The organism is Brevibacillus sp. FW301-21C12A (assembly GCF_058788915.1).
Genome location: NZ_JBYTBG010000007.1, coordinates 39,501 through 64,966 on the forward strand (window position 1 = coordinate 39,501; position 25,466 = coordinate 64,966).

Sequence of the window (25,466 nt, forward strand, 5' to 3'; positions counted from 1 at the left end):
TGCGAGCTTGCTTCCAGCTCTTAGTCCAGCGTTCCGGCAGGACCGAAAAACTCAAAGTGAATGTCCTGCGCAGGCACTCCCCACTCCTTCAGGGCCCGATTGACTGTTTTCATGAATGGAACCGGGCCACAGAAATAGAAGCTCGCGTTTTTGTCGGCAATGACGCTTTGCAGCCAAGGCAAGTCAATGTAGCCCTCTTTGTGAAAGGCTTGCGCTGCCCGATCCTGCTCGGTCGGCTTTTCGTAGCACCAGAACGCTTTTACTTGCGGATGCTGGGCAGCCAACTCCTCCACACTGTCTCTCATCGCATGCACATTTCCGTTTTGCGCTGCGTGAATGAACGTCACCGGGCGGTTCGAGCCCGTTTTCACCAGCGTTTTCAGCATGCTCATCATCGGTGTCAGCCCTACGCCGCCACTGATGAGCACGACAGGTCTGTCATCCTGCTGGTCAAGAATGAAGTCGCCTGCTGGCGCGGACAGAGGCAAAATGTCTCCTTCGTTAACGTGCTCCCACAAGTACACGGATACTTTTCCGGCTGGCTTGTCGCCAATCGCGTCCTCCCGTTTGACGGAGATGCGGTAGTACGGATTGCCCGGCGCATCCGAGAGGCTGTATTGGCGAATGTGCGTATTTTCCTCTCCCGGGATCTCCATTTTGACGCTTACATACTGACCTGGCTCGTAGCTCGCAATCTCTTTCCCGTCCTTCGGTACGAGGTAAAAGGACGTGATGACATCGCTCTCTTTTACTTTGCGCTCCACGACAAACTCCCGGAAGTCGGCCCAGCCGCCTGGCTGATTCTCCGCCTGTTCGTACATTTCCGCCTCCACGCTGATGAACGCGTCTGCGATTACCCCGTACGCTTCCGCCCAAGCCTCGATGATCTCGTCTGTCGCGGCATCGCCCAGCACCTCTTTGATCGCACCGAGCAAGTTTTCCCCGACAATCGGATAATGCTCCGGCTTGATGCCCAAGCTGCGGTGCTTGTGTCCGATCTGTTTGACGACGGGCAAAATCGTTTCCAGCTTGTCGATGTACAGGGCAGCCGCATACACCGCATTAGCCAGTGCCGTTTGCTGTCTGCCTTGTTTTTGGTTAGCGTGATTGAAAATGTTCAACAACTCTGGATGGTTGGCAAACATCCGTTGATAAAAGCGTTTGGTTATCGTTGTCCCGTGCACTTCCAGTACAGGCACGGTGGATTTGATAATATCGATCGTTTTTTGGTTCAGCATATTGGCCCTCCTTGAAAAATCAACGTGTGATCTATGTCACTAGTGTACCGGAGCAAAGCTTTTGCCTCCTGTGATTGTAATCACAGGAAAAAGAAACGATTTGTGACAACAAAAAAAGAGCTTCCTGCCTGCTGAAGCTGGTTAATCATAAAAGTTTTACGAGATTTGGCCCTGTTGCTCCGTCCTGCGCTATAGTAAGATATAACCAAAATTGGAGGGGGTATGCTGCTTGACTTTGGAAGAATACAAACAACGCGCATCCGAGCAGGACGACTGGGCACCGGGCTGGGACGCGATCGACGAAGTGTTCCATCAGCTTTATCCTGCACAGGAGCCTGCACATTATGCGACAAATATGGTGAATCGCGCCATGTTTGGCGGGGACGCCTATTTGGATGGCTTCAGCATTTATCAATCTCCGAACGGCTACAAGCACATTTTGACCTACGGCATGACGGAGCTGTACACGGACGAAGAGGCATACGGCGGCGAATGGAGCCGTTGGGGCTATGAGATGACGATCAAGTTAAAGGAAGATTCCAACGAGGAATGTATGTGGGCGATCGACATGCTGTCCAACCTGGCGCGCTATACATACACCCAGAAACGGTTTTTCGAGCCTAACCAGTTTGTCGCAGGGAACGGCACGTCGATTCATATTGGCACAGATTCGGCGATTACGGCCCTGCTCATTGTAGAGGATACAGAAGCAAAAGGAATCGACACCGTCCATGGCAGAGAGTAGAGTTTTTGCAACTGGTCGGCATTACGCAAAAGGAACTGGAAGCGTTGAAGGACGACCCTGCGCAGGCGGAGACATTGATTGCAGCGATGAAAAAGGACAATCCATACTTGCTGACAGATATGAACAGGGTTCAGTCTTACTTGTGAACAGCCGAAAAAAGCACCGGGTATGACGCGTTCCCCGTCGGCAGTCTGGCAGTCTGGCAGTCTGGCAGTCTGCGACTCTATGTTTCTGCAGCACCGTGCGCAAAGCTCCTGTCTCCTGCCATCCGGTTCAACGGGGAAAGAATGGAACTGACATTGAAAATAGGTTTAGTAAGACATTACAAAGTCAAGCAAGATTATCCAAAAGGTGCGTTCATATGCGGCCGGGACGTGAATGCATGGTTTCAAACGTACGACCTGGCCGACATTGAGGCAGGCCGGACCGACCTGAAAGGAATTGAGTGGAGCAGATGCTATTCCAGCTCGCTTTCGCTTGCGGTAAAAACGGCGGAGCTGATCTTTCAGGGACCGATTACGCAAATGGCCGAGCTAAAGGAAATCGCGCCGCCTGCCTTGCCTGCACGGCTTAGGCTGCCGTTTTTGCTCTGGGCGATTCTGATTCGCCGAGGCTTCAACGGACCTAAGTTCAAAATTGCGAGCAACGGCGCGCTTTATTTGTTCGAGCGGCAACAGCCTGAGTCGTGAGCAAACGTTTGGGCCAGTCGAAACGTTTTGCCTATTAGAAAACCTGGCTGCACCAGGCACTGGCGACAAGCCTTCGCGGCCCCGATCCAAAAAAAAGATCATCCCTCGCCTCGGCCGGGATGATCTTTTTGCTTCTATTAAATAATTGGCGGCGCTTCCTCGATCCGCTCTCGCACAAACCGGGCGATGCCGTCTATGTCGTCTACGTGAAAACAGGGCAGCTCCGCCTGCTTCTGCTCTCCCCAGCTTACCACTCCGACCAGGTTGGACACGGACCGGAGCAATTCAGCATCTTCCGGCCGCCGCAACAGCACGAGCTTGGGGTAGCCTTCCCGCTTGAAGCCTTCCACGAGGACGAGGTTCGCTCCGGCGGCCGCAAGACGCTGTACGAGTACGGCCAGCTCTTGCGGGCGCTGCTCGACGATTGCCGTCTTCGTCCGCGAGGTGATTGCCACGATCGAAGCTCCTGCCTCGCGATAGCGCCACGTGTCTTTTCCAGGCTGGTCCCATTCAAAATCGTGGCCGCCATCGTGCTTGATGACGCCAACCCGCAGCCCGGCGCCCTCCAGCAGAGGAATGAGCTTCGTCAACAGCGTCGTCTTGCCACTGTTGGAATAGCCGACGATTTGCAACACGCACGGCTGTTTGTCCAGGTCCATTCGCTATCCTTCCTTCCTCCAGGTCGGGGCCGCATGGGTTAAAACTTCGACCAGCTCGCCCGCCTGCTTGCCGCTTCCGCCCGGCGGAATGACGATGAAGCATTCGCTGTCCTTGAGCGTTCCGAGATTGCCCGCCTTTTCATTGAAATCAGGCACCGCCAAAAGTCCGCCGTCTTGTTCCAGCAGCCTGCCGCGCAAATAGCGCGGGAACGGGCACGGCTTTTGATAAGAAACGGCCAGCCTCGCCCGGATTGCGTGCGGGACGACTTCTGCCGCCCCGGAAAGGCGCCGGATCGCCGTCCGCGCGAACAGCTCAAAGCCGAGGAAACAGGCTCCGGGATTTCCCGACAGCGCCAAGTACGGCTTGCCTCCAACGAGCATGCTCGTCGTCGGACTGGCCGGGCGCATCGCTACCCGGTTGAACAAAAGTTCCACGTCCGGCTCGTCCGTCAGGAGCGCGATCACATCGAAATCGCCCACTGACACCCCTCCGCTGGACACGAGCACATCCACTTGCTGCATGTATTCGCTGATTTTTTGCTTCGCCACGGCGAGTTCATCGGGCAGGCCGGAAAAGCAAACAGGGATGCCCCCCGCCTCGGCAATGAGAGCGGTCAGCATCACCATATTGCTGTTGCGAATTTTTCCCGGGACGAGCGGCTCGTCAATGCCTAACAGCTCGCTGCCCGTCGCCAGAAGGCCGACTCGCGGCCGGCGGAAAACATCGACTTGCGCGTAGCCAAACGTAGCCAGACTGGCGATCGTGCCTGCGTTGATCCTCTCGCCAGCCTTGGCGATCACCGTTCCTTTTGCCATCTCCTCGCCGCGGCGGGAGACATTTTCCCCAGGCTGCATCGCCCGCTTGATCCAGACGGTTTCCGCGTGCTCGCCAGGGTTTTGCGTTTGCTCAAACATAATCACGGCATCGGCGCCTTCCGGCATCATCGCTCCGGTCATGATCCGCGTAGCGCAGCCTTCCGTCACGGTTCGCTCAGGCACCTGTCCCGCCGCTACGGTTTCGATCACCTTGAGGGCGAGCGGGCTCGCGATCGTAGCCCCGACCGTATCCGCCGCCCTTACGGCAAAGCCGTCCAGCGGCGAGCGGTCAAAGTGCGGCAAATCGTACGTTGCGTACAAATCGCAAGCCAAAATTCGCCCGTAAGCCTCCCCGATATGCACCCGTTCTGTTTCCAGCGTAGGCAATGCCGCGAGCCATTTGCCCATCGCTTCCTCTACCGAGACTGTTGGTCGCGCAAAACGCATCGTCCGTTCCTCCTAATTGTGACCGCCCATCACGCCGTTTTTGTCAGCCGACGTTTACTTCCAAATCTTCTATCGGTTTTTCCTTGTATTTCAAATCTTTATTAGCAGTGAACGAATCCGCCTTTTCGATCTTCACTGCCGTATTGTATTCCGGGATACCCGCGAACGCTTCGTACACGCCTTTTGGAATCAGCACGTTTCCTTCCGGCCAGTACACCTGGATATTCCCTCTTCTCGTATCTTCAAACTTGGCGCGCCCTTGGTAGGTGCCATAGCTATTATACACGACAATCGTTTCGCCTTCCGCAATGCGCAGTTCCCGCGCGTCTTCCGGATTGATTAAAATATCGTAGCGATCCGCGTTGTTGAACGGGTCTTTGTTGCTGTAGATCATCGAGTTGAACTGCTTGCCGCGGCGGGTGGTCACGTAAAAATGCCCTTCCGGCTTGTCAAGCTGCGGAATTTCGATCGGCAGCAGATTCGCTCGGCCGTCTGGCGTCGGGCACACTCCGTCCTCGCACAGCCAGGCCCCTCCCCATTGAAACACATCTCCGCGTTTTTTCAAATGCTGGATGCCGTCGTAGTTCGGATTCGCCTGCGCGATTTCCGCACGAATTTCCTCCGCGCTGGCAAAATGCATGAGGTGCTTTTTGTCCGGATGCACGCGCGCAGCCAAATCGACGTAAATCTGCCACTCGGCCCGCGCCTCTTCAATCCGCGGCCCCTCGATCTCGGCGCTGAAGTACACCATCCGCTCCGTACTGGTCGACGTGCCGCCGCCCGGCTGCTCGTAGCGCGTCATCGCCGGCAGGACGATTACCTCTTCCTTGGCATCGACGAGGGTAGACGTGTTGAAAATGATGTCCTGATGGACGCGCAGCTCGACATTCTCCAAACATTTTTCCATGAAGTCAGGGTCAGGCATCGTCTCCAGGAAGTTGCCGCCGCTCGTGTAAAACAGCCGCGTCTTGCGCTCGTGTCCATCGGGCAGCAGGGCGTTTTCGAGCGAGATGCCGACAATATCGCCTTGCCATTTCGGGATCGGGAACTTCCACAGCTTTTCGATTCTCGTCCAGTTCTTTTCGTCAAAATCGCCGCCAGGCAAGCTGAACGGGTCCGCTCCCATCTCCCCGGAGCCTTGCACGCCGGAGTGGCCGCGAATCGGCATCACGCCGCAGTGCTTCCGGCCCAAAAAGCCGCGCAGAATCGCCAGATTGGCAACGGAGGAAATGTTGTCGGTCCCAAAGCGGTGCTGGGTCAGTCCCATGCTCCATACAAATACGCCTGATTTGGCATTGGCGAGCAAAAGCGCAAATTCTTTCAGCCGCTCCCTGCTCAAGCCAGAGGATTGCTCGATCTGATCCCACGGCAGATTGGTCACATGCCCCCGCAGCTCCTCGATGCCGTTTGCATGCTCCCGGACAAACTCGCGGTTGATCGCCGAGCCCGGATTGGCTTCCTCCATCTCGAACCAGTGCTTCATCACGCCGTTCATGAAGGCGATGTCGCCGCCGATGTTGACCTGGTAAAAATCGTCCGCGAGCTTCGTGCCGAACACAGCGCTCTCCGGCACCGACGGAATCCAGTATTTTTCCATCGCCGGCTCTTTGTAAGGGTTAATCAGGATGATCTTCGTTCCCGCTTTTTTGGCCGCGTACATGTACTTCGTGGAGACAGGCTGGTTGTTCGCCGGAACCGAGCCGAAGAAGACGAGCACATCCGTGCCGATCCAGTCCTGGTAGTTGCAGCTCGACGCCCCGATGCCAAGCGACCGCTTCAAGGCTGTCTTGCTCGGCGAGTGGCAAATGCGGGAGGCGTTGTCGATGTTGTTCGTCCCCAGAAAACGGGCCATTTTTGCCGCCGTATAGTACACTTCGTTAGTAATTCCCCGCGCAGTCAAGAAAAACGCGAGCTGCTTAGGACTGATGCCTTTGATCTTGTTCGCGATCCGGTCCAGAGCGTCGTTCCAACTGATCCGCGTGAATTTGTTTTCGCCCGGCTTGCGCGACAGCGGATAAGGAATCCTGCCCAGCTTGCGCAGCTCCACGCTCGACATCTGTTTTAGAGCGCTTACATCTTCGAGCCATTTGTCATCCATGGCAGGCATTGTATTGAGGCGCAGCACGTTCAGGCGCGTCGTGCACAAATGCGGGCCTGTGAGAGTCTGGTCGTACAGACCGGATACGCCGAGCGCGCAGCCGTCGCATACTCCCTGGGTCAAAATCCGGTAGGCGTAGCCCAGGTTGTCCCGGTTGTCATACACGACCTTCATCGTGTCAATGATGTGATGCGGCTTGATTTTGCCAAGTCCCATGGGCATCATGGAAGCCCACAAGGAAGGCTTCAGCGACGTGTCCAGTTTGACGGGTCCATTATGCTTGGTCTTGCCCATTTGTTTTTACGCTCCTCTCTGGTCAAACACGCGTGAGATTAAAAAAACCACCATGAAACCGTCCCTGATCCCTGATAGGAAGAGAGCGCGTTCACGGTGGTTGTCTCCGGCAGGTTCGCTACCTAGTCTCAACGTCGTGTTTGCTTGCGAAGTCCGCTTTGTCTAACCGGTGAACAGGAACGCTGCTTCGCTTAGACTTACGGTTCGTTTTTCCATTTTTTCTCGATGTCCTGATCGAAAACAAAGATGGACATCCCAAAATCACGTTCAATGTCAATGTCGACGAACAGGTCGACGAGTTTTGCGCCCAGAAACGCTTCCATGTCAACTGGCTGGTGTTTCCGATACATCTCCTTGACCATTTCGGTTCTGGCAGCTCGTAGTGTCTGCTTTCCATCTTCCGAAGTGGCAATGAACTTTTCCACCGGCGAAAGATTGCCCTCCATTTCGCAGATCGCCCAGTTTTTGCAAAACGTGGTGCTGATCTTGCTAGGTCCTTTCCCCATATGGCGCTTCCGGAAAGCTCTGACCAAATTACTGAACTCTGCTTCGAACTTATTCATCGACGGTACTCACCTTTATTCCAATCATTCTCTACTAAGACTTTACCATTGATTAACTAGCCAATTCAACTGACTTTTCTCTTTGTCTGGCTTCTTCCTTCAATTTTTTAATATCCAACCGGATTAAGAGGGAAATAAAGAAGGCTACAATGAACATCGCAGCGAACACGCTCATCGTTCCTGTGTAGCTTTGCGTCGTCTCGCGCACCCATGCGGCGAAGATCGGGCCTGCCAGCCCTGCCGCCGCCCATGCGGTCAAAATGTAGCCGTGAATCGCCCCGAGCTGGCGCGTGCCAAACAGGTCGCCAATGTAGGCAGGAATCGAGGCGAAGCCGCCTCCGTAGCAGGTCATGATTATGAACATCGCGATCATGAACAGCACCGGGTTGCTCATGTTCGGCAACAGGAAGAACAGCACCATCTGGATCGCGAAGAAAGCCGTGTACGTATTCGCCCGCCCGATGTAGTCAGACAGCGAAGCCCAGCCGATTCGTCCGCCGCCATTGAACAAGCCGTTCAGGCCCACCATCAGCGCAGCGGTTTGCACGGACATGCCGACCATTTCCTGCGCCATCGGCGAAGCGACGGAGATGACAGCAATTCCACAAGTCACGTTGATGAACAGCATCAGCCACAGCCAGTAAAAACGGCGCGTCTTGATCGCTTCGTTGGCGGTAAGCTGGCACAAGTCTTTTTTGATTTGCTTGTCGCCTGCTGCCCCTTCGGTCGAAAAACCTGCGGGCACCCAGCCTTTTGGCGGCGGAGACAAATATTGCGCAGATGCAAACATGACGACGAAATAAATGATACCTAAAATGTAAAAGGTGTTCGCAATGCCGACACTCTCAATCAGCGCGTTCATGATCGGGCTGGCGATCATCGAAGCGAAGCCAAAGCCCATGATCGCAAGTCCTGTCGCCAGTCCGCGGCGATCCGGGAACCACTTCACAAGCGTAGACACCGGGGTAATATACCCGACCCCAAGGCCGATTCCGCCCAGCACGCCATAACAAATGTACAAAAGCGGCAAGCTGGCAAGCTGGATGGCAAGCCCGGAGCCGACAATCCCGACGCCGAAAAAGATCGAGGCGAGCGTTCCCGCTTTTCGCGGCCCGTGCTTTTCTACGTAGTGTCCGAGAAAAGCCGCGGACAGCCCGAGAAACAAAATCGCGATGCTGAAAGTGAACTGCACATCGGGCAGTTCCCAGCCAAATTGCTGGGTGATCGGCTTGGTAAATACACTCCACGCGTACACCGATCCAATCGAGATGTGGATCCCCACCGCAGCCAGTGCAATCAGCCAACGGTTTTTCACTTGTTGCTCCATCATGTTCATCTCCTTTAAAATGGTCTTGGTTGGAATGAAGCCCAATCACTGGTGCGCCACTCCGAAAGCAAAAAGAAAAACTGCTGATTTCATCGACACCCCCCGCTTTTTCCGCACACACGGAAACAAAGGTATCAATGAAACACAGCAGTTAATCATCAGCAGGAACGCTACGTCAGCATCAACAAGCACGTGCCATCGTATTCAATTGGTGATTCACAGCGAGAGATTCGGTGACAGGTTCGCTGTTCCGTGTCTTTTCGCTCTATACGCGCAGGAAGTTACTGAAAGTAGAAAATTTTATGACACTTTCACCCTCACATAGTATACTACCATGTAAGCGCTCACTCGACAATATTTTCTCTGTCAAAATCTATTCACAACTTGTCATTTCTCCACGCATGAACATGATACGGGAGGTTCGCATGTCAAAACTGAGCAAAACAACCCGCCTGCGCGTCCTGAAAGTGACGGCTGACCAGCACCACTGGGAAGACGACGAGATCGTCACGGAGTACCCGCTCACGATTTTTCTCAATGACGAAGAGTTCGCCACCGTCGTCTGCACGCCAGCCGATCTGGACGAGATGGTGATCGGTTTTCTCGCAGCGGAGGGAGCCATCCAAAGCTTCGGGGAGATCAGGCAGATCACGATAGACGAGGCAAAAGGGCTGGCCTACGTAGACCTGCACAAAGAAACGATTTTGTCCCAGAGCTTTTACTCCAAGCGCAGAATTACGTCGTGCTGCGGCAAAAGCAGACAGTCCTTCTACTTTTTCAGCGATGCCCGCACAGCAAAGCCGGCGAGCGGCACCACCACCGTCACCTCTGCCCAATGCACCAGACTCATGGACGAGTTGCAAGCCTCCTCCGTTATCCATCAGCAGACAGGAGGCGTTCACAACGCGGCTCTGTGCACGCCTGACCAAGTTCTCTTGCAATATTCGGATATCGGACGCCACAACGCGCTGGACAAAATTTACGGGAAGTGCTTGCGGGATAATATCTCGACCGCGGACAAGATTCTCGTGTTCAGCGGACGGCTCTCGTCTGAAGTTTTGTTGAAAGCCGCCAAGATCGGCGCAGGCATCATCCTGTCCAAATCGGCTCCGACCGACCTCGCCCTGCAACTGGCAGAGGAACTGCAAATCACGGCCGTCGGCTTCATCCGCCAAAACAAAATGAATGTGTACACGCATCCGGAGCGGATCATTTTGCCCTAGCTCCGCTTCTTGCGTGAAAAACAGGACAAGCTTACGGCCGTCCTGTTTTTCTGCGTTGCTCTTCGCGGATGGCAGCCGCGTACTCTTCCGGAGTATTGGCATTGAACAGCGCCCACGGGTCGAGCCAGCCGTCCGGCACTTCCAGGACGGACAGCTTGCGAATCGTATTCATCAGCCGCAGCTCGCCCTGCTCCAACGCTTGTTCCCAGACGGGCTGCGTGCTTTTGCGGTACAAGGCGCACAGCGGATGAATCCGCCCCTGTGCCGAAGGAATGACCGCGTCCCAACCGTCTTTTCCGGCGGCATAGGCGAGCAGGCTTGCGAGCTGCGTCCGGTCCATAAACGGCAAGTCGCAGGAGAGCACGAGCAGCACGTCCTTCCTACACAGGCGAAACGCCGTCACCAGGCCGCTCACGGGTCCCGCTGACGGCACCAGATCGGCCGTCACGCTCACGCCGTCTCGTTTGACAAGCTCTGCCGGGATGCGCTCAGGCTCGTTGCACACGATCAGGCAAGGCATCCCCATCGCCAAAATTTCTGTTCCCAGCTCTGTCACCAAGGTGCCTTCGCGCCATGGAAGCTGGTCTTTCGCGACGCCCATCCGGCTGCTTTTTCCGCCAGCCAGAATGACCGCGTGTACGTTTGGCTGCATAAACATCTCCTGCCGTCTCCAAGATTTTTTCCTGCAAGGGTTGACAATAACCACTATTAGTTTATAATAATTATAAATAAGAAATCATTTTAAAAAAGGAGAGGTTACGATTATGGAAAACACTATGTTCAACGTTTTGAATAAACAAGTGGCAAACTGGACAGTTCTGTACACCAAGCTGCACAACTTTCACTGGAATGTAAAAGGCCCTCACTTCTTCACCCTGCACGCGAAGTTTGAAGAGCTGTACAACGAAGCTTCGGCGCACATCGACGCATTGGCAGAGCGCGTGTTGGCAATTGGCGGCAAACCTGTAGGCACATTGAGCGCATGTCTGAATACAGCGAGCATCACAGAAGCGGAAGGCAATGAAACCGCCGAGCAAATGGTGGAAACCGTCGCCCGCGACTTCGCGATCCTCGTCGACGAGCTGAAACTGGCAATCGAGGCTGCCGAACAAGCAGACGACGAGGCGACAGCGGACATGCTCCTGGAAATTCGCAGCGGTCTGGAAAAACACATCTGGATGCTCAACGCTTTCCTGCAATAACAGCTTGCCCGTTACCATCCCATACAAAAAGGCGATCGTGCTTGCACGTCGCCTTTTTTGCTGTGAATCAAGCGGCTACCCAGTCCAAGTCCGGGCAGGCAAGCCGTCTTTTCTGTCTACGCCAGTGAAAAAATCAGCTTTCTTCCATCTTTTCCTACTTTTACCTGAGGCAGATACTTCAATGACTTTTGTACGCCGATGTACGGGCTGGCGAACTCTACGTCATGCCGTTCCTTCAAAATCGAACAAAGATCGGCCAGGGACATCGGAGACATGCTTTCCCGCAAGATGTTCTCGATGTGATTGGCCACTTCCTGATAATTGTGACGAATGTGGGTCTTTCGTACCTTGATCCGCTTCACCATATCTGTCGGAAGCTCCTCAGTCGCCACCGCTACTTCGTCAGACAGCTCAGTTGCATCAAAGCCTGCCTCGGCATCCATTTCCCGAATCCGGTTCAGAATTTGCTTGATGTCTGCTCCCAACTGCTTGTCCTGGTCTACGTATTGCCGGCGCAGAGCCATTCGCTGCTCCAGCATGGCCTGCAGTGTCATCTGCAACGCTTTCCGTTCATTAAACATTGCGCTATGTATTCCCCTTTTCTCAAAAAGTAGAATTTTATGGAATGTATCCTCAATAATAATATAACTCGTCCCCCTTGAAAACGAGGAATTTAGGCGCACAAACGCTGACGACTTTCGCGATAGCCAAAAAAACGAGCTAACTCCCTTATATGAAAATCTCCCCCAAGCATGCCTATACTTAAGGGAGTTGTCAGTGTCCTACACAAACGATTATTTCCTCAATACCTGAAATTCGAAACGATCTTCTGCAGTTCTTCGGACATCTTGGACAGAGCCAAAGCTGACGAAGCAATTTCTTCCATGGAAGCCAACTGCTCTTCCGTAGCAGCAGAAACATTTTGCGTTCCGGCTGCTATTTCTCTGGCTACTTCCCGTATGGTTGCCACCGATTGCACAATGTCTTCCATCGACCCTGCGACCCGCTGCGCACTGCCTGACACCGCTTGAATCTGAACAACAACATCGCCCACGGAGCGTTGGATGTGCGCGAAGGAAGTTTCTGCCTGGGTTGCTACTACCATACCTTCGCTTACTTCGTTTTTCACTTGAGCCATGGAAGCTACCGCTTTTTGCATCTGTTCGCGGATCATCGAAATTAAATCGCTGATTTTACTTGCCGATCCGGCTGACTGCTCCGCAAGCTTTCTTACTTCCTCTGCAACGACAGCAAATCCCCTGCCGTGTTCCCCTGCCCTTGCCGCTTCAATAGCTGCATTCAAAGCCAGCAAATTCGTTTGAGCAGCAATGTCGGTAATCACTTGAACAATTTCGCCAATTTCCTCTGAACGATCGCCCAAATCTTGGATTGCATTTGCCAGGTCATGCGTCTTGGCGTGAATGGAACCCATTTGTTCGTTTGCGGTTTGGAGCGCCTGATTTCCTTCCTCTGCCACTTGCGCTGCTTGTACGGCGGAAGCGGATACTTTCTGGGCGTTGGCCGCAATTTTTTCAATTTCTTGCGCCATTTCGTTAAGTGTCTGGGCACTCTGGTCTACGCTGGAGGCTTGTTGCTCGGAGCCCGAGGCTACTTCTTGCATGATGGAAGCGACTTGCTCGGTGGCTCTGCTTGTTTGTTCAGCGCTTGCCGTTAACTCTTCCGCAGATGCGGCAACCTGTTCTGCATTGACGCCCACTTGATGTATCAGGGTACGCAAGTTGTTTTTCATGACGGTAAAGGAACGCGCCAGTTCTCCGATCTCGTCCTTGTTCTTTACCACGATATCTTCCACAGTCAGGTCTCCCGCCGCCATTTTTTGTGCAGAAGAGGCCAACAAGACGACGGGTCTCGCAATCCAGCGCGAGACAAAATAGCCAATGCAAAGTGCCAAAACGACTGCGATCGCACTGATGATGAGTCCGGTTGTGATGACGCCGTCTACCCGAATGGAGTTTTCTTGCGAGGCTTGCGTCATTTGTGCTTGTTCCCGCTCATTGATTTCGTCAGCTACCGCCCGAATGTCCCTGGAAAGCGGAAACAACGTGGTCGTGGCGATTTCCAGAGCCCGGTCGCTGCTCACGGAGAGAATCTGGTTTTTCACTTCATCGTATTGCTTGTTCAAAGTCTCGATTTTGCCCAGCGCATCCTTGGTCTCTGGCGTTGAGGCGATTTCCATGGTGGAGGACACGAGAGCAGATAGCTCCTTGCTTGCCTCCTCCATTTTTTTCGCGGCTTCCGGATCTTGCGTCAGCAGGTAATCCCGCAAACTGCTGTTCATCTGCGTTGCCTGTACCTGAATCGCCTTGGCGTTCAGGAGCACTTTCGCCTGTACGTCTACCAGCTCCGTGTACGAGGTGTCCACTTCCTTCAGAAAGGCGAACGACAGTCCACTCACGATCACCATAAGCAGAGACACCGCTAAAAATCCGCCAATGATTTTCTTTCTGATTGTCCATTTCATGCTGTACCCTCCGATTCGCAAGGAAATACGTTCTTGTTACGAGCAGTCATACTGGTTTCGTTGGCGGCGACGAGCTTGTCGATGGCAAGCCCTTCCTGCCGATTATAAGCATACAGGCAGAGTTGGCTTTGTTGCAAGTCGGAGGAAAAAGAGAGAGCGTCAAGAAGTTCGCTTGGCCTCAGCGCTTTAGCGCTTTATGGCAACAAGCGCCAAGAAAAAACCCCAGACGAGCTGCAACAACTCGCCTGGAGTCCATCATGGTCAAACGTCATCGAAAAACGCATTTTTGTCAGCCAATTTTCGCTACCACTTTTCCTTTCCCTTTACGAGTAGCCAGTTCAGCCAATGCTGCCGGGACTTCCTCCATTGCAATGATTTTCTCAACAAGCGGATTCAGTTTGCCCTCTTGAAGAAGGAAGAGCATATGGTTTCCGATTTCTGAGAGTTTTTGCTGTTCACGTACATGACCGGACTGATGCACGCTTCCAAGTGCTACTTGGTGAAAAGACAGGGGACGTGCAAATGAAATCGCATCATTCACATCAGGAGCTCCGGCAATAAACGCAATTTGTCCGTTAAAAGCAAGAGCCTTCAAAGATTTTTCAGCATTTTCACGTCCTACTGTATCAAGGACCAAATCTACCCCTCGTCCGTTCGTGATTTCCAAAGCTTTCTCTACAAAGTCTTCTTTTTGGTAGTCGATGGCATAATCGGCTCCCAAGCTCTTTACATACGCATGATTCATAGAAGAGGCGGTTGTTAACACCGTCAGTCCTGCGTTTTTCGCCAGTTGAATAGCAAAGCCGCCTACTCCGCCTGCTCCTGCATGAACGAGAATCGTCTCCCCTCGGGAAGCTCGCATTTTATGGAACAGGGCTTGATACGCTGTATATCCGGCACATGGAAGAGCAGCAGCTTCTTCAAAGGACACGCCTTCTGGAATGACCGATACTGTATGAGCGGTTGTCACACCATATTCAGCATATCCGCCTTTTTTCGTCAAATCACTGTGATAGACAACTCTGTCTCCCGCTTGGATATTTGTTACCTTTTCGCCTACTTCTTCAACCACGCCAGCGGAATCCAACCCCAAAACATGCGGGTATACCCAATTGGGATTTCCTCTGATCCCTGTTTGATAGTCTACAGGGTTACATGCAGTAGCTTTTATTTTGACCAGGATTTCACCTGGCTTCGGCGACGGTTTTTCTACATCCCCTACTTTCATTTCAAATACGTTTGCTTTTTCTTCGAGCAGTAATGCCTTCAATGTAAGCTCCCCCCTTTAATAAGCACCTTGTGAATACGTTAACTCATAACTGTGTGTATAAATTTCGAGTACATTCCCGAACGGGTCTTCGCAATACACCATTTTATACGGCTTTTCATTTGGATAATATTCACGAATAGGCATACGTTGCTTCCCTCCGTGAGCTACCACTTTTTCAACAAGCCCTTCAATATCAGGATCTTGTGCACAAAAATGAAAAATCCCCGTTTTCCAAAATTCAAAGTTATTTTCAGGAGTTCCATTTGCTGAAAATTCAAATATTTATACACCGACTTTATCAGATGTTGCCAAGTGAGCGATTTTCAATTTTCCCCAGCCCCTTCCAAATACATCTGTGCACATTTGTCCAATCGGGCTATCGTCTTCTCGAATTTCAGACGGTTTCATAATGGCATACCATCCTAATACCTCTGTATAAAACGCAACAGCTTTCTGTACATCCGGAACAGATAATCCAATATGGGAAAATGAACGAGGATATGTGTTCGTCATTTTTTCTCTTCTCCTTTTTACCTTTCGTTCTTTTTCAGTATAATGAAGGACATGTTGGAATGGAAAGTCGGCACTTTCATGTAACCAGGTACCCTAATCGTAACCATCGTTCATGTTTACTTGGCTATATGTGGGCAAAACCAAGAACTTTCACGTGGGGGATCAACGTTGACTACGCCAAAATACAATGTACCAGTGGAAGCAACGCTGGAAGTAATCGGAGGAAAATGGAAAGTTGTCATTTTATGCCTGTTAAAAGAAGGAGAAAAACGCTTCAGTGAACTGCAAAGAGGCATACCACTGATTACGAAAAAAATGCTTTCCCAGCAGTTAAGAGAATTAGAGGAAGACGGAATCATCAGCCGGAGAGTTTACGATGATGTTCCCCCTAAAGTAGAGTACTCGCTAACGGAAGAAGGAGAAAGTTTGCGCGAAATTTTACAGGCAATGTGCGCATGGGGAGACAGAAGAATGGGGAATCAGCCGGATTGCAGGTAAACTGGTGCCGAATGCCAAGGATACTTTGTCAAACTGTATCGTTTCCCTCAATCCTTCTGTTTCACGTTGATAAAGATTAATACGACGAAGAATTTCAAGTCTTGGGAGTCCATACGACTTCTCATTGATGAATAAAAAGGGTTATTGTAGCCCAACCTCAGAGCAAAAAGAAACCCCAGACGAGTAGGTGAATTCGCTTGGGGTTCAATGCTCTAGTTCAACTTCTAAATAGTTTTAGCTTCCCATTTTTTAATACTGATTTGCTCCATGTTGTAAACGTCCATTAAATCTTGGCACAAAAGTTTGAGTTCATCTTTTTCTTTGTCTTTTTTTACATACATTAACTCTGCTTCAAAATAACTGTCTGAACCTAAGTAATTTACTAATTTGAAAGGTTTTATTTCCTTACCATTGTCTGTATGATATGACCAATTGTTTAATATAGTCCTTGTTCCGAGTGGACTCCTTTCAAACTCCTTTAAATCACCTTCCACAGACACCTTAATTTTTACCACTGTACCTTTTTTCACTTCAAAGTTGGGTACAGAGTACACATCGTTGATATTATCCCAGCTAATGCCCATAGACAAGTTCGTCTCCCTTCTAAAAACCTGGCGATAGTCTTCTACCAGCTGGAGTTGACTTTAATAAGGCTCGTGCCACAGCTATGGCTGCCCCAACAGTACTTAAATTTCTTCTCACACCGCCATCACCTTGAGCGTACATTTGATAGCGCGCAACCCCTGCTTCTGGGAAAGTTATCTCCATTTTTACATTATCAAAAACTGGAATGTTGGTCATGGTTTTTAACTTTTCGCCCTCTTTTAGGTTACCAAGCTTCTTATATAATTCTAGTTGCGCTTTAGGGTCTTGTCCATTTAGAGGCTTAACCTCCCAAACTTTATTTCCTAAAACAATGTCAGCCTCATAGTATTTATTCTTGAGTCCAAACCATTCTGTTTCTCCTGTGGCTAATTTTTTCTCGAGTTCGGCATTCTGCCCGTACTTCTGATAAAGTTGTTTTGCTACATTAATCTGTGCAATCTCATGGAAAGGAGTATATAACTCTCTAAAATTTGGTTCACCAGGATCAGGTGTATCAGTAAAATCCGGTGCCAAAAATGACAATGCACTTGATCCAAATACCATCATAGATGCATCAGCAGCGGAGAATAGTCCGCTATTGTAACCTTGCGAAATAAGATTTAGAGACCAAGTATAGCTATGACCAGTTGGATCGCTATACCTCAACGGATTGTTTGCGGTATATACATACCGATTCAACGTCAACGGATTCTCCACTTGCCCCTTATACGCATCCTCCATGATAAAGCGCTCAATGGATAAAGGTTAGGTGGCAACTCGTAAAAGCTACCACCCTGCTGATTACGCCGCCTGTTCTGTAAGGACTGGCATTTTATACTCCGTCTTGTACTTCATCATGCTGTAGATGACGTTGACCAGTTTCCGCATGACACAGATGATTGCTTGCCACTTGGTTTTGCCCTCTGCTAGCTTCTTCTCATAGTAAGCATGGTACATTGGATGATTCGGCTTCTTTTCCCCCCTCGATACGCCAAGCATACGAATAGCGAGGTTGTAGAATATGTCATACAAGCTACGGTTGCCTAGCTTGCTCTTTTTAGCTTTCTGCTTGTTCCCTGAACTGTGCTGAACAGGTGCGATTCCTGCAAAGTTAGCTAGCTTGTCTGCATTAGAGAAGCGTGAAATGTCGCCAATCTCCGCTATCAACTCCGCCGCCGTTACTGTACTGATTCCGTGCATCGTTTCTAGCTTGTAATCGAGTAAAGCCAAATGTTTCTTCAACTCAGCGTCAATCTGGTCTAGCTGATGCTCACGAATGATGATGTCTCGAACAACATCTTTCACTAGGAAATCATTAGCTTCTTGGTAGTCCTTTGATGTGTCACCGTCCTGTTCCACAAGAGAAAGAATTTCTTCTGCCTTCTTGGTTGACAGACAGTAATTGCTTTTCTTACGTAGAAATTCGGCTAGTTTCTCCACCCCCACCCCTTTCAAACAGCTTGGGGAAGGATATTTACGCCAAAAGGCTAATGCTGTTTTCCCATCCACCTGTGAAAAGAACTTCTTGTAGCTTGGGTAATGGTAGCCAAGCTGTTGGTGGAGTTGAAGTTTCAAACCAGTCAAAACGCTAACGATATTTGCTCTTCTCGTTACCAGTTGGGAAATTGCATAGTAGAGGTCAAGCGGATTGGCGTCTGGCAAGGTATCCAAGTTGGAAATCAGGATACGAGCCACACATTCCGCATCCCAAGCATCTGTTTTCTTGTTGTTTGGACTGCTTCTCCGCATGGATACCGTTAGTGCAGGATTGACAGCTTTTACCTCATACTTGTTTTCGATAAGGTACATGGCGAGTCCTCTTCCGTAGCCGCCCACATCTTCCAGACCGAAAACAGGTGTCAGACCTTCCTTCTTGGCAATCTTGTTTACCTCTTTCAGAAACACAGGGAAAGCGGAAGGCTTGTTTTCAAACTTCAATTCACCCAGTTTTTCATGCAGACAATTCATCATGATGGCTGTGTGATGGTTTTTATGCAGGTCTACGCCAATGTAAAGCAATGTCAATTTACGATTCATGATTCTTTCCCCCTCATCTTAGTTGTTTTCAGTTATCTATGCAAAGAATGTCAGCACCCTCCGAACAAGCGTTAATCATATAGATGACCACGCACGGACACGTCAGCTTGTACATTCTCTGTTAGACAACTGAAAAGGTTCTAAATTATCGGTTGGTGAATACCTTGTGATTCGATATGACCGTATGTGTATTGCCCTTTGTAAAATCCCTCACGGTCTAGGATTCGCTTCACTTGCACTTTTGTAAATGACTTGCCCTGTGCTGTTCTGTAGCCCTCCACATTAAGCTGTAGAGCCATTCGGGAGAGTGACCAAGTTGGATACTGCTCACGTAACGAAAACAGTCTACGAACCGTTTCTGCCTGTTTCTGGTCTATCTGTAAAGCCTTCTGACCTTTTGGTACTGTATAGCCAAAGGTTGCCCTTCCTCCTGCATAGCCGCCTTGTTGGGCTTTCTTATTCCGCCCCCTTCCAAGTTTCATCGCTATTTCAAGTCGTTGGTATTGGTCAAGCAGTTCCATTAAACCGTTAATCAAGAAATCGCTAGGGTCTTTCTTGTGGATACTGTACGTGGGCTGTTCAATGCTTCTGACATCTACTCCGTACTTCTTGAACTCCCGATGCACCAATACCTTCACGATGTCAGACCGCCATAAACGGCTTGTATTCAACACAACTACGTAATCCACCTGATGAGTAGAGAGGGCGGCTAGCATGTCCTGAAAGCCCTCCCTGTCCACTTCTAGGGCTTCCTCATCCACTTTTGCCCCTGATATGCCTTCATCGCAGAACATATGCAGGAGATTCCATCCCTGTTCCTTGCAGTATGCTAGAATTTCATCCTGTTGGTACGCTAGACTGTAGCCGTCTTTTGCTTGTCCTTGCGTAGAAACTCTGACATATCCGATGACGTTCATGGTCATTTCCTCCCCCATCGTTACAGAAATTGAGATTTACGTAACGCTTAACCGAAACGACATACTCTGATTATATACCGTTTAACCGTAACACACAATGACTTCTTCTTAATGAGATGCTATAATGAGACAAGTCTAGTACGCTTAAGCGTTACCTATTCAGGAGGAAATAACATGGCAATTCGGGTAAAACTGAGAGAGATTCTTGAACAAAGAGGTATCTCTCAACGGGAATTAGCAAGACTTACAGGGTTAAGAGCAAGCACTGTCAATCATCTTTGTTCTGATAAGGTAGACAGGGTATATTTAGAGACTTTGGAACTTATTTGCAAGACGCTGAATATCAGCATTGAAGAACTGATTGAGATTGATTAAAGGTCAACACGCTTCATCTTTGGCAGTTCTGTTCACCCTTCCACACACTAACGCACAGGGGAGCAGTACAGTCTCTTCCCATTGTTCGATTGCTATGCTATCGAAGTCTACGACTTCCTGTGACTTTAGCAATTCAGCAATCGTTCTTTTATGGTGGGGAGTAAACTCATCCATTGTCATCAAACCGTTTTGAATTGCCAACACGATTGCTCGTTTCTCTGGCTTCAATGGAGTTATGTCATGCAATACCGAGCAGAAGTATAGTTGATTGAATCTTGGGGGATGTTGAACTAAATCCTCCATTGGGATTTTCTCGTCTGGTTTGTAGACGATTTCCACTCTAGTTAGTTCCCCCACCGTATTCTTCCTTTTCCGCTCCTCTTGCTCTTTCCTCTTGTCATACACCCTACAGTAGCCTGCCTGTTGACGTTTACTTTTTCTACCAAAGTATCTCGTCCCCTCGTACAGATTCATTCGCCGTCCCGTCTTGGATGAAGTAAACACGTTAGTTATCGGGCTAGGAATATCAAATGCGACATCACAGCGAGCAAACCATATCGAACTTGCGTTCTGATAAAGCGTATCTAATAGGTGCTTGAACTCTGGCAGATAGTCTGGGTGCGTTTCGATACGCAAAGAGTGTTTGAGTGATTTCGGCTCATGGTATGGCTGATAGGAGATATGTAGGTAGGTCTCATCAGACAATTCGATGTGAAGATGATACTTAAATCCCCAATCTGTCTTTCCAATAGACTCGGTGATACCGTAGTAGTCGCAGATATTTCGTTTAAATGGATTAAAGAATTTCCAATGCACATCCTTGTATTCAATGACCATCTTATCAATCGACAGCTTGATGTTACTCATTTTCTTCCCCCTCCAAAAATTTTGATGAATTTCTGGCTTAATTAGAGGGGAGGGCGGCTAGCCATTACCACATGACCTTCCCAATTGCTATATGTAAACTGGCACGTTACCAGATTTTTTTCCTTACACTCTTCATAGTCGGGACATCATACCCATTAGTTGCAAGATTCCTTTACTTCATGTCCCTCTGCATCTTAGTAATCGTTCCATCCTTGCGGATTGTTGCAGAAAATTTTTATCCTTTCACCGTCCCTATCGAAATGGGGGATAGGTTAGTTGCGTTCTTATTGGATTTCCAAAAAACAGGGAGAAAACGAAGATAAGGTTTTTGCGGTAAAAATTGATGGTATCTGGCTATTTTGATGGAATAAACAATGGGGAAGAAAGGGGAATTAGGGGTACTTTTTGCAACATTGTTTGTCCGAACACAACTTTCATGAAAATAATGTACGGGTATTACAAGGGTTATATTGTCTTTTGGGAGATAAAGCGGTTCATTCGGCACTGGGTGGGGTCTATCTCAATTGCCGCCCAGTCAAAAAATGCAAAAAGAAACCCCAGACGAGATTGGTTACTCGTTTGGGGTAAGGTATGTGAACTAAATTAAGTTTGCTTCTTTGATTACGTTTATCTCTTCATCAACTAGATTTCGTATTACGAAACCAGAAAATACTTTTTCACTATCAAAAAGGCAACTTAAATGTTCATTTATTTCTACCTCCATATCACTTTCAATATTTTCAAATAGACAATATAAAGATTTGTCTACGAGATGGAGGCGGAAAGTTCCCTTTTCCTCATGAAAATATCCATGATGAGTTTCTTGGTTATCCAAACTTAACACTGGGAGTCCGTTTATCTTCTTATGGAAATTAATCCCACATATTTCTTGAGTAACAGTTTCACTAATAAAGAATCTGATTTCTTTCAATACCCCACCACCATGAGAAATATCATCCCTAAAATCCAACGATACTGCCAACGGTTCTGCTTCACCATACAGTCTCCATTGAAAACCTCCCCTATAAAGGTATGATTTTTCAGGTGCAGGAATATCTACAGTGATAGTTACAAGAACAAATTTGTCTCCCATATATTCGATTTCGTGAGAAACAGAAACAAAACTATTGGTAGATGACGTGCTAAGTAATTTCAAAAAACACTCCCCCAATTACTTGAACAATGCGTGATATATTACTGCCTCCGTCTCAGTAACATTTATTCCTATCTCCCATTGTCCTATTGTCATGAAGTTTCTTCCAGATTTAAGATTAGGAATTGCTTTCTCAACCGCAGTCCTAAAACTAGTCAGCATTGCTTGTTCAATCATCTGCTTGCTCTTCGTGCTAAGGTTAATCACTTCTGGATTTTTCAACATGTATTCAACCATATGTTTTGTTGCGTTTGGATGTACCCATAGTTCATGTCCACCTGCTTTTAACCCGTTCAGTACAAACGATTTAGGAATGTTTGTTCCTGCAACTGCGGCTTGTGTAACTTTAATCGAGTCCCAAACGGTAACAGCCGTTTTTCCTGCCGCCGCCGCTTTCCCTCCCCATAAGAATTTGGGCAATGGAGCAAACAGTAAGAAGGTGTTGACCTCTAATGCCACATCTTCTCTTGCACCTTCAATGTGCTCGTAGACTCCTGTTATGACACCATTTTCTTTAATAAAGTCATTATCATGCTTATAATCAGCTTCGAATTTACTTCCCTTGCTGCTGCAACTACCTGCATGTGCCCATTTACCTTCCTTAGATTCGCACCAATGCCCTGTTGGGTCAACATTGTTGAGAGGATTGTTATGCACATACGTATACCGATTCAAACTAAGCGGATTGTCAACCTGTCCTTTATACGTATCCTAGTTAATAAACCGTTACTTTCGTAGAGAGAAGGCGGCAACTGTTTTCCAATTACCGCCAGCTATTCTTATTCTATCATCCTGCTTGTTTCTCTGAAACAGTAGGCATCTCATACGCCGCCTTTGTTCGCATCAGGTAGTGTATGACGTTGACCAACTTCCTCATAATACAGACGATAGCCTGTTGCTTCGTTTTCCCCGCCTCCAGCTTCTGCTCATAATACGAGTAGAAATATGGGTTACGTGGCTCTTTCTTTCCTCTCGTAACCGCTATCTGGCGAATGGCTATGCCCTTGATGATCTCGTGCAGGACGCGATTTCCCTGCTTGCTCTTATAGTTCCTCCCCTTCCCGCCCGAACCTGCAAAGATGGGGGCGATTCCTGCAAAACGAGCCAGTTTTTCGGGGGTGGAGAAGCGGTGAATGTCGCCAATCTCCGCTACTAACTCTGCCGCTGTTACAAGGTCTATCCCCGTCATCGTTTCAAGTTGAAACCCTAGACCTGCCATCAATTCCTTGATTTCCCCTTCTATCCTCGCTAACTCAATCTGATTGAAACGGATGTTTCGGACAAGGCTTTGCACGATAAAATCCCGCTTCTCTTGGAAGTCCCTTGTTGTGTCGCCATCTTCTTTTATCAGCGCGAGAATTTGAGCCGCTTTTTTGTCGGATAGACAGTAATTGCTCCATTTCCGCAAGTATTGCGCTAATTCCTCTTCGGTCACGCCTGCCAAGTGGCGTGGGGAAGGGTACTTCTTCCAAAACGAAAGAGCAGTCTTTCCATCTACCTGTGAAAAGAACTGCTTATAACTTGGATAGTGATAGCTCAACTGCTGATGCAGTTTTTGATTTTGTGCCGTTTGGTTCTTCACCAGCGATCTCCGCTGAGTGACAAGCTGGCTGAGTGCCCAATACAAGTCCATGGGCTTGGCATCTGGCAACTTCTCTAACTCGTCTCGCAGTACCCGCGCTACACATTCAGCATCCCAGCTATCTGATTTCTGTACCGTCACATGGCTTTTCCGTCTAGCTGTAGAGAGGACTGGATTCACTTCTTTTACCCAGCAATTGCTTTCCGCCAAGAATACCGCTAACGCTCTGCCGTTCCCGCCGATGTCCTCCAATCCATAGACGGCTTTCATGCCTTTTTTCGTGTGCTTCTTCACTTCCTGTAAAAGTTTCGGAAAGGCGGCGGGCTTGTTCAGGAATTGAATCTCGCCCAACTTCCGATTCCGATCATCAATCATTACTGCCGTGTGATGCTCTTTGTGCAGGTCAACGCCCACATAGATCAAATTGTCTTGATAGTCCATATACAGACTCCTCTCCTGTATCGAATGGTTCCTGATGAGCTAGAGTTTGCATCCTCCGATCAAGTAGACATGCTACAAAGATACGCAAGCAAAAATCTAACCCATGAGAAACCATTCGATACCAATGGCATTGAAACGGTGTTTACAGTAAGGTTGCACCCTCAGTTCGAGCGGACAAGCCGCAAAGATACGCCAGCAATCTCTTACTACCGTCTTTACTTGCTCTATACGAGATCAATGGCTCTCCGTTAAGTAACGAAAAGCTAGATTATGGGCTGATGTACCCCCTTGGCTTCGATCTGACCATAGCGATATATCCCCCTGTAAAAGTCCTCGCGGTCTAGGATGCGCTTCACCTGTACTTTGCTGAACGGTTTTCCTTGTACCGTTTTGAAGCCTTGCTGATTGAGTTCTGCGGCAATCTGCGCCAATGACCACATAGGATGCTGTTCTTTCAACTCAAAGACTCTACGGACAGTCTGTGCCTGTACAGGGTCAACAGAGAGCGTTTTCTGCCCTTTGGTGGCTTTGTATCCTAAGGCAACCCTGCCACCCGCATAACCGCCCTGCTGGGCTTTCTTTCGCCGTCCTCTGCTCAATTTGAGGGCAATCTCTAGCCGCTGATACTGGTCGAGCAGTTCCATCATTCCGTTCACCAAAAAGTCGTTGGGGTCGTGTGCATAGATACTGTAATTGGGTTGCTCAATAGCTTTGACATCCGCTTGATGCCGCTTTAGCTCCCGCTGAATCAGCACTTTGACCATATCCGCCCGCCATAGGCGGCTGGTGTTTAAGACAACGATATATTTCACGTCTCGCCATTTCAGGTCGGACAGCATTTCCTGTAATCCCTCTCGTTCAATGGTTAATTCATCCTCGTCCACCTTTGCCCCGCTAATCCCTTCATCCTTGTAGATGTCGAGCAGTTCAAGGTTATGGCGGGCGCAGAATCGCTGAATCTCCTCCACTTGATAAGCAAGCGAGTATCCGTCTTTGACTTGTCCCTGTGTAGATACACGAACATAGCCGACAACTCGTGTTTTCATTGCTCTACCCCTCTTTCATGCTGTAGTCGGTTGGTGATAAACGCTTTTTCCAGCCTGATATGATATAAATCCGTCAGCCATGCGCATTGGAGAGCGCAAACGGCTTTCATGATCTCTTCGATGGCTACAAGATGGTAGTTGTGTCCTTCTTGCTCCGTGTATGCAAAGATGATAGTCAGATACGCCTCACAGGTTTCCACTTTGCGAATAAGCGTGATTTCCTGATCTGACAGTAGGGCTAGTGTTTGAGCCAAATCCTTCATCTGTTCACCCCGTTTCGCAAATTCCAGTTTTCGTAACGCCCTTGGAATCAATTACTGCCGCCGCGCATCCTGCATACGTCAATCTCGCGGGAGGCGGGGCAGTTCACAGGCTTCTTTATGCGGTTGTCAAAGGGCG

General features: G+C 49.3%; 24 protein-coding genes and 3 pseudogenes. 6 read left to right on the forward strand and 21 right to left on the reverse strand.

Annotation, left to right across the window (positions count from 1 at the left end):
• Positions 1-20: 20 nt before the first annotated feature.
• Positions 21-1,238, reverse strand: coding sequence for an NO-inducible flavohemoprotein (gene hmpA, locus AC3WQH_RS06820; RefSeq protein ID WP_007781656.1), 1,218 nt, complete (start codon positions 1,236-1,238; stop codon positions 21-23).
• 370 nt (positions 1,239-1,608) lie between these two features.
• Between hmpA and AC3WQH_RS06825 the strand changes: the two are divergent.
• Positions 1,609-2,129, forward strand: a pseudogene (locus AC3WQH_RS06825) (suppressor of fused domain protein).
• 228 nt (positions 2,130-2,357) lie between these two features.
• Positions 2,358-2,672 (forward strand): histidine phosphatase family protein, encoded by a 315-nt coding sequence (locus tag AC3WQH_RS06830; protein ID WP_238503896.1) that lies wholly within the window; start codon positions 2,358-2,360, stop codon positions 2,670-2,672.
• A 137-nt stretch (positions 2,673-2,809) separates the two neighbouring features.
• Here AC3WQH_RS06830 and mobB read toward each other — a convergent pair whose 3' ends face one another.
• The 5 genes from mobB to AC3WQH_RS06855 all read right to left on the reverse strand — a co-directional run bounded on the left by mobB (position 2,810) and on the right by AC3WQH_RS06855 (position 8,876).
• The gene (gene mobB, locus AC3WQH_RS06835; protein WP_026557964.1) at positions 2,810-3,325 is read right to left on the reverse strand and encodes a molybdopterin-guanine dinucleotide biosynthesis protein B; all 516 of its coding nucleotides are present in this window, start codon (positions 3,323-3,325) and stop codon (positions 2,810-2,812) included.
• 9 nt (positions 3,326-3,334) lie between these two features.
• Positions 3,335-4,594: a molybdopterin molybdotransferase MoeA gene (locus AC3WQH_RS06840; protein ID WP_492331959.1), complete on the reverse strand. Its 1,260-nt coding sequence runs from the start codon at positions 4,592-4,594 to the stop codon at positions 3,335-3,337.
• Positions 4,595-4,637: 43 nt separating this feature from the next.
• Positions 4,638-6,986, reverse strand: a complete 2,349-nt coding sequence (locus AC3WQH_RS06845) for an FdhF/YdeP family oxidoreductase (protein WP_007781638.1) — start codon at positions 6,984-6,986, stop codon at positions 4,638-4,640.
• Between the two features lie 197 nt (positions 6,987-7,183).
• Entirely contained in the window at positions 7,184-7,549 is a 366-nt protein-coding gene (locus tag AC3WQH_RS06850; protein WP_007781634.1) for a Na-translocating system protein MpsC family protein, read from the reverse strand.
• 52 nt (positions 7,550-7,601) lie between these two features.
• Complete coding sequence (locus AC3WQH_RS06855; protein ID WP_007781632.1) at positions 7,602-8,876, reverse strand: L-lactate MFS transporter; 1,275 nt, start codon at positions 8,874-8,876, stop codon at positions 7,602-7,604.
• Positions 8,877-9,301: 425 nt separating this feature from the next.
• On the opposite strand from AC3WQH_RS06855, the gene fdhD reads away from it, so the two are divergent.
• Entirely contained in the window at positions 9,302-10,099 is a 798-nt protein-coding gene (fdhD, locus tag AC3WQH_RS06860; protein WP_007781627.1) for a formate dehydrogenase accessory sulfurtransferase FdhD, read from the forward strand.
• Between the two features lie 31 nt (positions 10,100-10,130).
• On the opposite strand, the gene mobA is transcribed toward fdhD, so the two are convergent.
• Complete coding sequence (mobA, locus tag AC3WQH_RS06865; RefSeq protein ID WP_007781625.1) at positions 10,131-10,751, reverse strand: molybdenum cofactor guanylyltransferase; 621 nt, start codon at positions 10,749-10,751, stop codon at positions 10,131-10,133.
• Positions 10,752-10,863: 112 nt separating this feature from the next.
• On the opposite strand from mobA, the gene AC3WQH_RS06870 reads away from it, so the two are divergent.
• Positions 10,864-11,301, forward strand: a complete 438-nt coding sequence (locus AC3WQH_RS06870) for a Dps family protein (protein WP_007781621.1) — start codon at positions 10,864-10,866, stop codon at positions 11,299-11,301.
• A gap of 116 nt (positions 11,302-11,417) precedes the next feature.
• On the opposite strand, the gene AC3WQH_RS06875 is transcribed toward AC3WQH_RS06870, so the two are convergent.
• The 4 genes and pseudogenes from AC3WQH_RS06875 to AC3WQH_RS06890 form a co-directional block, all read right to left on the reverse strand.
• Entirely contained in the window at positions 11,418-11,882 is a 465-nt protein-coding gene (locus AC3WQH_RS06875) for a hypothetical protein (RefSeq protein WP_007781617.1), read from the reverse strand.
• Positions 11,883-12,103: 221 nt separating this feature from the next.
• Complete coding sequence (locus tag AC3WQH_RS06880; RefSeq protein ID WP_007781614.1) at positions 12,104-13,783, reverse strand: methyl-accepting chemotaxis protein; 1,680 nt, start codon at positions 13,781-13,783, stop codon at positions 12,104-12,106.
• 289 nt (positions 13,784-14,072) lie between these two features.
• Positions 14,073-15,053 (reverse strand): zinc-binding dehydrogenase, encoded by a 981-nt coding sequence (locus tag AC3WQH_RS06885; RefSeq protein WP_007781612.1) that lies wholly within the window; start codon positions 15,051-15,053, stop codon positions 14,073-14,075.
• Positions 15,054-15,068: 15 nt separating this feature from the next.
• A pseudogene (locus AC3WQH_RS06890) lies at positions 15,069-15,566 on the reverse strand (lactoylglutathione lyase family protein).
• 168 nt (positions 15,567-15,734) lie between these two features.
• Here AC3WQH_RS06890 and AC3WQH_RS06895 point away from each other — a divergent pair.
• Positions 15,735-16,064, forward strand: a complete 330-nt coding sequence (locus AC3WQH_RS06895) for a winged helix-turn-helix transcriptional regulator (protein WP_007781603.1) — start codon at positions 15,735-15,737, stop codon at positions 16,062-16,064.
• Positions 16,065-16,288: 224 nt separating this feature from the next.
• On the opposite strand, the gene AC3WQH_RS06900 is transcribed toward AC3WQH_RS06895, so the two are convergent.
• The 4 genes and pseudogenes from AC3WQH_RS06900 to AC3WQH_RS06915 form a co-directional block, all read right to left on the reverse strand.
• Positions 16,289-16,654 carry a hypothetical protein gene (locus AC3WQH_RS06900; protein ID WP_129552242.1) on the reverse strand — a complete coding sequence of 122 codons (366 nt, stop codon included), beginning with the start codon at positions 16,652-16,654 and terminating at the stop codon, positions 16,289-16,291.
• A 634-nt stretch (positions 16,655-17,288) separates the two neighbouring features.
• Positions 17,289-17,405: pseudogene (locus AC3WQH_RS06905) on the reverse strand (RHS repeat-associated core domain-containing protein); the annotation flags it as partial.
• Positions 17,406-17,450: 45 nt separating this feature from the next.
• Positions 17,451-18,686, reverse strand: a complete 1,236-nt coding sequence (locus AC3WQH_RS06910) for an IS110 family RNA-guided transposase (RefSeq protein WP_007781595.1) — start codon at positions 18,684-18,686, stop codon at positions 17,451-17,453.
• 140 nt (positions 18,687-18,826) lie between these two features.
• Positions 18,827-19,603, reverse strand: coding sequence for a recombinase family protein (locus AC3WQH_RS06915; RefSeq protein ID WP_005826978.1), 777 nt, complete (start codon positions 19,601-19,603; stop codon positions 18,827-18,829).
• A 174-nt stretch (positions 19,604-19,777) separates the two neighbouring features.
• Here AC3WQH_RS06915 and AC3WQH_RS06920 point away from each other — a divergent pair, with 174 nt between their 5' ends.
• Complete coding sequence (locus tag AC3WQH_RS06920) at positions 19,778-19,978, forward strand: helix-turn-helix domain-containing protein (protein WP_005826981.1); 201 nt, start codon at positions 19,778-19,780, stop codon at positions 19,976-19,978.
• 3 nt (positions 19,979-19,981) lie between these two features.
• On the opposite strand, the gene AC3WQH_RS06925 is transcribed toward AC3WQH_RS06920, so the two are convergent.
• From AC3WQH_RS06925 to AC3WQH_RS06950, 6 genes are all read right to left on the reverse strand, one after another.
• Positions 19,982-20,845 (reverse strand): hypothetical protein, encoded by an 864-nt coding sequence (locus tag AC3WQH_RS06925; RefSeq protein WP_005826983.1) that lies wholly within the window; start codon positions 20,843-20,845, stop codon positions 19,982-19,984.
• A 598-nt stretch (positions 20,846-21,443) separates the two neighbouring features.
• Complete coding sequence (locus AC3WQH_RS06930) at positions 21,444-22,001, reverse strand: hypothetical protein (protein ID WP_007781587.1); 558 nt, start codon at positions 21,999-22,001, stop codon at positions 21,444-21,446.
• A gap of 15 nt (positions 22,002-22,016) precedes the next feature.
• Positions 22,017-22,673: an RHS repeat-associated core domain-containing protein gene (locus AC3WQH_RS06935; RefSeq protein WP_005826989.1), complete on the reverse strand. Its 657-nt coding sequence runs from the start codon at positions 22,671-22,673 to the stop codon at positions 22,017-22,019.
• 112 nt (positions 22,674-22,785) lie between these two features.
• The gene (locus tag AC3WQH_RS06940) at positions 22,786-24,021 is read right to left on the reverse strand and encodes an IS110 family RNA-guided transposase (RefSeq protein ID WP_005826991.1); all 1,236 of its coding nucleotides are present in this window, start codon (positions 24,019-24,021) and stop codon (positions 22,786-22,788) included.
• 263 nt (positions 24,022-24,284) lie between these two features.
• Positions 24,285-25,067 (reverse strand): recombinase family protein, encoded by a 783-nt coding sequence (locus AC3WQH_RS06945; RefSeq protein ID WP_005826993.1) that lies wholly within the window; start codon positions 25,065-25,067, stop codon positions 24,285-24,287.
• Entirely contained in the window at positions 25,064-25,330 is a 267-nt protein-coding gene (locus AC3WQH_RS06950) for a hypothetical protein (RefSeq protein WP_122952433.1), read from the reverse strand. The genes AC3WQH_RS06945 and AC3WQH_RS06950 overlap by 4 nt, the downstream gene beginning before the upstream one ends.
• Between the last annotated feature and the right edge of the window lie 136 nt (positions 25,331-25,466).

Excerpts from the sequence above, each read along its gene's own strand:
- AC3WQH_RS06855 (WP_007781632.1), bottom strand. The coding sequence starts at position 8,876 with ATGGAGCAACAAGTGAAAAACCGTTGGCTGATTGCACTGGCTGCGGTG.
- mobA (WP_007781625.1), bottom strand. The coding sequence starts at position 10,751 with ATGCAGCCAAACGTACACGCGGTCATTCTGGCTGGCGGAAAAAGCAGC.
- AC3WQH_RS06945 (WP_005826993.1), bottom strand. The coding sequence starts at position 25,067 with ATGAAAACACGAGTTGTCGGCTATGTTCGTGTATCTACACAGGGACAA.
- fdhD (WP_007781627.1), top strand. The coding sequence starts at position 9,302 with ATGTCAAAACTGAGCAAAACAACCCGCCTGCGCGTCCTGAAAGTGACG.
- AC3WQH_RS06870 (WP_007781621.1), top strand. The coding sequence starts at position 10,864 with ATGGAAAACACTATGTTCAACGTTTTGAATAAACAAGTGGCAAACTGG.
- AC3WQH_RS06840 (WP_492331959.1), bottom strand. The coding sequence starts at position 4,594 with ATGCGTTTTGCGCGACCAACAGTCTCGGTAGAGGAAGCGATGGGCAAA.
- AC3WQH_RS06845 (WP_007781638.1), bottom strand. The coding sequence starts at position 6,986 with ATGGGCAAGACCAAGCATAATGGACCCGTCAAACTGGACACGTCGCTG.
- AC3WQH_RS06925 (WP_005826983.1), bottom strand. The coding sequence starts at position 20,845 with ATGAGTAACATCAAGCTGTCGATTGATAAGATGGTCATTGAATACAAG.
- AC3WQH_RS06880 (WP_007781614.1), bottom strand. The coding sequence starts at position 13,783 with ATGAAATGGACAATCAGAAAGAAAATCATTGGCGGATTTTTAGCGGTG.
- AC3WQH_RS06910 (WP_007781595.1), bottom strand. The coding sequence starts at position 18,686 with ATGAATCGTAAATTGACATTGCTTTACATTGGCGTAGACCTGCATAAA.
- AC3WQH_RS06850 (WP_007781634.1), bottom strand. The coding sequence starts at position 7,549 with ATGAATAAGTTCGAAGCAGAGTTCAGTAATTTGGTCAGAGCTTTCCGG.
- AC3WQH_RS06940 (WP_005826991.1), bottom strand. The coding sequence starts at position 24,021 with ATGGACTATCAAGACAATTTGATCTATGTGGGCGTTGACCTGCACAAA.
- AC3WQH_RS06920 (WP_005826981.1), top strand. The coding sequence starts at position 19,778 with ATGGCAATTCGGGTAAAACTGAGAGAGATTCTTGAACAAAGAGGTATC.
- hmpA (WP_007781656.1), bottom strand. The coding sequence starts at position 1,238 with ATGCTGAACCAAAAAACGATCGATATTATCAAATCCACCGTGCCTGTA.
- AC3WQH_RS06875 (WP_007781617.1), bottom strand. The coding sequence starts at position 11,882 with ATGTTTAATGAACGGAAAGCGTTGCAGATGACACTGCAGGCCATGCTG.
- AC3WQH_RS06915 (WP_005826978.1), bottom strand. The coding sequence starts at position 19,603 with ATGAACGTCATCGGATATGTCAGAGTTTCTACGCAAGGACAAGCAAAA.
- AC3WQH_RS06950 (WP_122952433.1), bottom strand. The coding sequence starts at position 25,330 with ATGAAGGATTTGGCTCAAACACTAGCCCTACTGTCAGATCAGGAAATC.